This is a genomic window from Actinophytocola sp. (assembly GCF_036378875.1).
In the GTDB taxonomy this organism is placed as follows: domain Bacteria; phylum Actinomycetota; class Actinomycetes; order Mycobacteriales; family Pseudonocardiaceae; genus Actinophytocola.
Genome location: NZ_DASUVO010000015.1, coordinates 94,156 through 100,484, shown reverse-complemented (window position 1 = coordinate 100,484; position 6,329 = coordinate 94,156). Strand labels below are relative to the sequence as shown.

The 6,329-nt window shown below is 70.5% G+C and carries 5 protein-coding genes; all 5 read right to left on the bottom strand.

What is annotated here, in order from left to right; translation table 11 throughout:
• On the bottom strand, positions 1-2,221 hold a 2,221-nt coding region (locus tag VF106_RS04420; RefSeq protein WP_330838249.1), incomplete at its 3' end, for a DivIVA domain-containing protein.
• Positions 2,222-2,269: 48 nt separating this feature from the next.
• A complete protein-coding gene (pth, locus tag VF106_RS04415) occupies positions 2,270-2,851 on the bottom strand; it encodes an aminoacyl-tRNA hydrolase (protein ID WP_330838239.1) in 582 nt (193 codons plus the stop codon).
• 55 nt (positions 2,852-2,906) lie between these two features.
• Entirely contained in the window at positions 2,907-3,509 is a 603-nt protein-coding gene (locus tag VF106_RS04410; protein WP_330838238.1) for a 50S ribosomal protein L25/general stress protein Ctc, read from the bottom strand.
• A gap of 336 nt (positions 3,510-3,845) precedes the next feature.
• Positions 3,846-4,826 (bottom strand): ribose-phosphate diphosphokinase, encoded by a 981-nt coding sequence (locus VF106_RS04405; RefSeq protein WP_330838237.1) that lies wholly within the window; start codon positions 4,824-4,826, stop codon positions 3,846-3,848.
• Complete coding sequence (gene glmU / locus VF106_RS04400) at positions 4,826-6,295, bottom strand: bifunctional UDP-N-acetylglucosamine diphosphorylase/glucosamine-1-phosphate N-acetyltransferase GlmU (protein ID WP_330838236.1); 1,470 nt, start codon at positions 6,293-6,295, stop codon at positions 4,826-4,828. Before glmU ends, VF106_RS04405 begins: the two co-directional genes overlap by 1 nt.
• Positions 6,296-6,329 lie beyond the last annotated feature (34 nt).

Here is a 6,329-nt window from a genome sequence, read left to right as displayed (position 1 = left end):
GGGTCGCCGGAGATGTGGGTTGGGAGATCGCTGGCGTGGGTTGATGTGCGCTAGGTGTCGCGGGTTCGTGGGTCGCCGAGTGCGTTGGTTGGGAGATCGTTGGCGTGGATTGATGGGCGGTCGGTGGTAGGGACTCGGGGGTGGCCGGCAGGGTGGGTTGGTGGGTAGCCGGTGTGGGTTGCTGCGCGCTCTGCGTTGCGGGTTCGTGGGTTGCCGGAGACGTCGGTTGGGAGATCGCTGGCGTGGATTGTTGGGTTGTCGGCGGTGTGGACTCGGGGGCTGCCGGCAGGGTGGATTGGGGAGTCGCCGGCGTGGGTTGGTGCGTGGTCTGTGTCGCGGGTTCGTGGGTCGCCGAGGGCGTTGGTGGGAAGATCGCTGGCGTGGATTGCTGGGCGGCCTGTGGCGTGGGTTCGTTGCTTGCCGTCGCGGGTGCGGGCGTTGTTCCCAGTGTGGGTTCGGGGGTTGCCAGCGTGGTTTGTTGAGCGGCCGGCGATGTTGATCCGGAGACGGCCGGCGGCGTGGGTTGGGCGGTGGCCGGTGTGGGTTGGTGAGTGGCCGGCGTTGCGGACTCGAGGGAGCCTGGCGGCGTGGGTTGAGGAGTTGCCAGCGTGGGTTGGTGAGTGGCTGGCCCAGCGGGGTGGGGGGTCGCCGGAGACGTGGGTTGGGCGGTGGCCGGTGTGGGTTGGTGCGCGACCGGCGTTGCGGGTTCGGGGGTTTCCGGCGGCGTGGCGGCGGGGGGCGCGGGAGTGCGTTGGTGCGTAGCCAGGGGTGCGGGCTCGGCCGTAGCCGGCAGGGCGGGTTTGGGCGTGGCCGCTGTGGGTCGGTGAGTAGCCGGCGGTGCGGACTCGAGGGCGCCCTGCGGCGTGGGTTCGGGAGTTGTCGCCGGTGTGGATTCGTGTGTCGCCGGTGGCGTGGGTTGGGTGGTCGCTGGCGTGGCTTGGTGGGTTGGTGTTGCGGGCCCGAGGGTGGCTGGTGGCGTGGGTTCGGGAGCCTCTTGTGCGGCCGGCCGTGCGGCTTCGGGGGTTTCCGGTGGCGTGGCGTCGGGAGGTGCAGGAGTGCGCTGGTTCGGGGGTGCGGACTTGAGGGCGACCGACGGCGTGGGTTGGGGAGTTGCCAGCGTGGGTTGGTGCGCACTCGGCGTTGCGGGTTCGGGGGTCGCTGGCGGTGTGGGTTGGGCGGTCGCTGGCGTGGGTTGATGGGTTGGTGTTGCGGGCCCGAGGGTGGCTGGCGGCGTGGGTTCGGGAGCCTCTTGTGCGGCCGGGCGGTCGGGTTCGGGGGTTTCCGGCGGCGTGCCACCGGGAGGTGCGGGAGTGCGTTGGTGCGTAGCCGGGGGTGCGGACTCGAGGGCGCCCGGCGGCGTGGGTTCGCGAGCCTCTTGTGCGGCCGGGGGTGTGGAGCCGGGAGTCGCCGCCGGTGTGGGTCCGGGGGTCGCCGGGAGCGTGGGTTGGGCGGTCGTCGGCGTGGGTTGGGGAGTGGCCGGCGTTGCGGGAGCGGGGGTCGGCGGGAGTGCGGGCGGGGGTTGAGTGGTCCGTGAAGAGGGTTCGCTGGCTGGCGCAGGCGAGGTTGTCGGCGCCAGGGCGGCGGCCTGTGGGGTGCGTTCCGTGGTCGCCGGGGTGAGGGTTGCCGGCCGCGTGGGCTCGGGGTTCGGTCGGGTTGCGGGAACCGGGGGTACCGGGGGTTCTGGGCTGCTGGCGGCCCAGGTACTCGGTCTCGCTGGGGATTGGCGTTCTGGGAGTGTGGCCGTGGAGTGTTCCGGGGCGGAGCCAGCGGGTGCCTCGCTCGCGGTCGCCGGGTTGTGGTCGGCGGGTTTGTGCGGCCCGGAATTGTCGGTGGCCGGCGGTGCGCTGGCTGTGTCCTCGCTCTGCTTGCGGGTCAGCGGTTGTGTGCTTGGCGACGGCATGGACGGGGGCAACGCGAACAGCATCGGGGCCGTCTGCTCCGCCGCGGTCGGTGGTGGCGGGGCGGCGGGGATGGGGCGCACCCGCGGGGCCTTGCTTTCGCGGCGGGTCAGTTCTTCCACGACCAGGTCGAGGAACTCGTCCACCTGGTCCTCGTGGTAGCCGCGGCGGATGAATGGGGCGGGGTCGAACACCGCGTCGCGGACGGACTGGGCCGTCAGGTTGTCCTTGCCCTCCAGGGTGGCCTGTATGCGGTCCAGGAAATCATCGACCTGGTCCTCGTTGTAACCGCGGCGACCCAGTGGGGCGCGGTCGAACGTCACGCAGTCGACGACCACCGGGGTGAGGGGAACAACGTCCAAGGCCCGCTCCTACCGTGCATGGAAGAGGTTCTGCGCCGCCTCCAGGCCCTTGCCCACCAGCGCCTCCGTCGCGTCCGCGCAGTGGTCGACGGCCAGCGCCAGCTCCTTGCGTTCGGTCGCCGAGAAATCCCGCAGCACGAAGTCCGCGGGATCCATCCGGCCCGGCGGCCGCCCGATGCCGAACCGTACTCGCAGGTAGTCGCGCGTGCTGAGGGATTTGGAAATCGATCGCAGACCGTTGTGACCGTTCTCGCCGCCGCCCAGTTTCAGGCGCACCGCCGCGAACGGGAGGTCCAGCTCGTCGTGGATCACGATCAGGTTCTCCGGCGCCACCTTGTAGAACCGGGCGGTGGCCACCACCGGGCCGCCGGAGACGTTCATGAACGACCTCGGCTTGGCCAGCGCCACCCGGCGACCGGCCAGCCGGCACTCCAGCACCTCGGCGCCACCCTTGTGTGCCTTGAACTTGCCGCCCACCCGTGCCGCGAGCTCGTCCACGACCAGAAAGCCCACGTTGTGCCGGTTGCCGACATACCTGGGGCCGGGGTTGCCCAGACCCACGACCAGAAGCGGCTCGTCCGCGGAAGTCATAGCCAGAAAACTAACCGGGCGGCCCTCCTGGGGAGGAACCGCCCGGTCGTCGCTCTCACTCCTCGGTGGACTCGGCGGCCGCTTCGCCTTCGCCCTCGGTCTCGACGTCGGCCGCGGTCTGGGCCGCGTTGACCGCCAGGACCAGCGCGTCGCCGTCCGTCGCCAGTTCGGCGCCGGCCGGGAGCTGGATGTCGCTCGCGGTGATCTGCGTGCCGGCCTCGAGGCCCTCGATCGACACCTCGAACTGCTCCGGGATGTGCAGCGCCTCCACGGAGACCTCGATGGTGGTCAGGTCCTGCGTGACCAGCGTGCCCGGCGCGGCGTCACCGGTTGTAACGATGGGCACCTCGACGTTGACCTTCTCGCCGCGCTGGACGAGCAGCAGGTCCACGTGCTCGATGTAGTTCTTGATCGGGTGCGTGGTGACGGTTTTGGTGAGCGCCAGCTCGGTGTTGCTGTCGATCTCCAGCGTCAGCACGGCGTTCTGCCCGTGCTCACGGACCACGCGGGCGAACTCGAGCGCCGGCAGTGCCAGGTGCTTCGGGTCGGAACCGTGGCCGTAGAGCACCGCGGGAATCTTGCCGGCGCGCCGGGTTCGGCGCGCGGCGCCCTTGCCGAACTCGGTGCGGGCTTCGGCGGCGAGACGGACCTCGGACACGGTGGTGCACTCCTTGTTGCGTGAAAACCTTGAGGGCGGCGGTCGGCCTACGGCGACAGGTGGGCACGCGGCACTAAGACCGCCGCGTCGATCACGCCAGGCGCGATGCCCGCCCTCGCCGAGGCAACCCCGATAGTCTACGTCGGGGCATTACGCAAGTGCACCCGGGGGTTCGCGGGAAGACGATGCCCGCCCGGCCCGTGACGTGGGTTGGTGTGGCACGGGTTCAGGCGGGCACCGAGAAAGCCGGCCGGAAAGCGTCTCCGCCCGGCGTCGGCCTGTGTAGAACGGTGAAGAAGGACAAGTCTGCCCGACGACCGCTATACGCCCCCTAAATCAGGCGTTGCCGTCGAAGAGACTCGTCACCGAACCGTCCTCGAAGACCTCCTGGATCGCCCTGGCCAGCAGCGGCGCGATGGACAGCACGGTCAGCGTGGGGAAGCGCTTCCCGTCCGGGATGGGCAGCGTGTTCGTGAAGATCACCTCGCGGGCGCCGCATGACGACAGCCGGTCCGGCGCCGGACCCGACAGCACACCGTGGGACGCGGCCACGACGACGTCGCCCGCGCCCTCGTCGATCAGCTGCTGGACGGCCTTCGCGATGGTGCCGCCGGTGTCGACCATGTCGTCGATCACCACGCACAGCCGGCCGCGCACTTCACCGACCACCCGATTGGCGACGACCTCGTTCGGGCGCAGCGGGTCGCGGGTCTTGTGGATGAACGCGATCGGCACGCCGCCGAGGTCGTCCGCCCACTTCTCCGCCAGCTTGGTCCGGCCCGCGTCCGGCGAGACGACCGTGACGTTCTCCGCGCCGTACTTCTCCCGCACGTAGTGCGACAGCAGCGTCTGCGCGAACAGGTGGTCCACCGGGCCGTCGAAGAAGCCCTGGATCTGCGCGGTGTGCAGGTCCACGGTCATGATCCGGTCCGCGCCGGCGGTCTTGAACAGGTCGGCGATCAGGCGAGCGGAGATGGGCTCGCGGCCCTTGTGCTTCTTGTCCTGCCGCGCGTACGGGTAGAACGGCATGATCACGGTGATGCGCTTGGCCGACGCCCGCTTCAGCGCGTCCACCATGATCAGCTGCTCCATCACCCACTGGTTGATGGGCTCGCAGTGGCTCTGGATGACGAACGCGTCGCAGCCGCGGACCGACTCCTCGAACCGGACGAAGATCTCACCGTTCGCGAAGTCGTAGGCCGACTGCGGCGTGATCGACACGTTGAGGTGTTTCGAGACCTCCTCGGCGAGCTCGGGGTGCGCTCGGCCGGAGAAGAACATCAGGTTCTTCTTGGGCGTCCCAGACTTCGCATTCATCATTTCTCCTCAGGCGCCAGGCCGAGGGCGCGGCGCGCGGCGTCCGCCGCCGGTGTGCCCGGCCGCTTGCGCAGCACCCAGCCCTCGATGTTGCGCTGGGCGCCGGCCGACACGGCGAGCGCCCCTGGTGGCACGTCGGCCCGCAGCACCGCCCCCGCACCGCTGTAGGCGCCGTCGCCGACCGTGACCGGCGCGACGAACATGTTGTCGGAACCGGTCCGCACGTGCGAGCCGACGACGGTGCGGCGCTTGGTCACCCCGTCGTAGTTCACGAACACGCTGGCCGCGCCGATGTTGGAGTACTCACCGATGGTGGCGTCACCGACGTAGGACAGGTGCGGGACCTTGGTGCCCGTGCCGATCTCGGAGTTCTTGACCTCGACGAACGTGCCGATCTTGCCGCTGTCGTGCAGCACCGTGCCGGGCCGCAGGTAGGCGTAGGGGCCGACGTTGGCGCCGTCGCCGATGGCCGACTCGCTGCCGTGGGTGCGCACGACCTTCGCCCCGGCGCCGATCCGCACGTCGGTGAGCGTGGTGTCCGGGCCGACCACCGTGCCCTCGCCGACCTTCGTGCTGCCACGCAGCTGCACGTTCGGCTCCAGCACGACGTCACGGGCCAGCTCGACGCCCGCGTCCAGCCACACCGTCGCCGGGTCGACCATGGTGACGCCGGCACGCATCCAGTGCTCGGCGAGCCGCCGGTTCAGCTCGGCGCCGAGCGCGGCCAGCTGCACCCGGTCGTTGACGCCCTCGACGAGCCACGGGTCGGCGCAGGTCCACGAGCCGACGCGGTGCCCGTCGCCTCGGGCGATGGCGAGCACCTCGGTGAGGTACTGCTCGCCCTGCGCGTTGTCGGTGGACAGCTCGGTGAGCGCACCGGCGAGCACCGCCGCGTCGAACGCGTAGACCCCGGAGTTGATCTCGGTGATGGCCGCCTGCTCCGGCGTGGTGTCCTTCTGCTCGACGATCTCGGCGATCGTGCCGTCGGCGTCGCGCACGATCCGGCCGTAGCCGTGCGGGTCCGGGACGTTCGCGGTGAGGACGGTCACGGCGTTGTTCGCGGTCGCGTGCTCGGCGAGCAACGCGGACAGCGTGATGGTGTCGAGCAGCGGCACGTCACCGTAAGTGACGAGCACGGTGCCGGCGAGGTCGCCGGGCAGCACGTCGAGAGCGCAGCGGACCGCGTGCCCGGTGCCGTGCTGCTCGTCCTGGACGGCGACGGTGATCGCCGTGTCGATGCTCTTCTCGACCTCGGTGAGGTGCTCGGTGACCGCGTCCCGGCCATGGCCGACGACCACCGCCACGCGCACCGGACCGAGCCCGGCGGCGGCGCGGACGGCGTGCTCGACGAGCGAGCGGCCGGCCAACCGGTGCAGGACCTTCGGAGTGCTGGAACGCATCCTGGTGCCCTCGCCGGCGGCGAGAATGATCGTGCTGACTTCACCGAGCCCACTACGGCTCTCCGGCATCAGCCGTCTCCCTTTGGCGCGATCGAATCCAGGC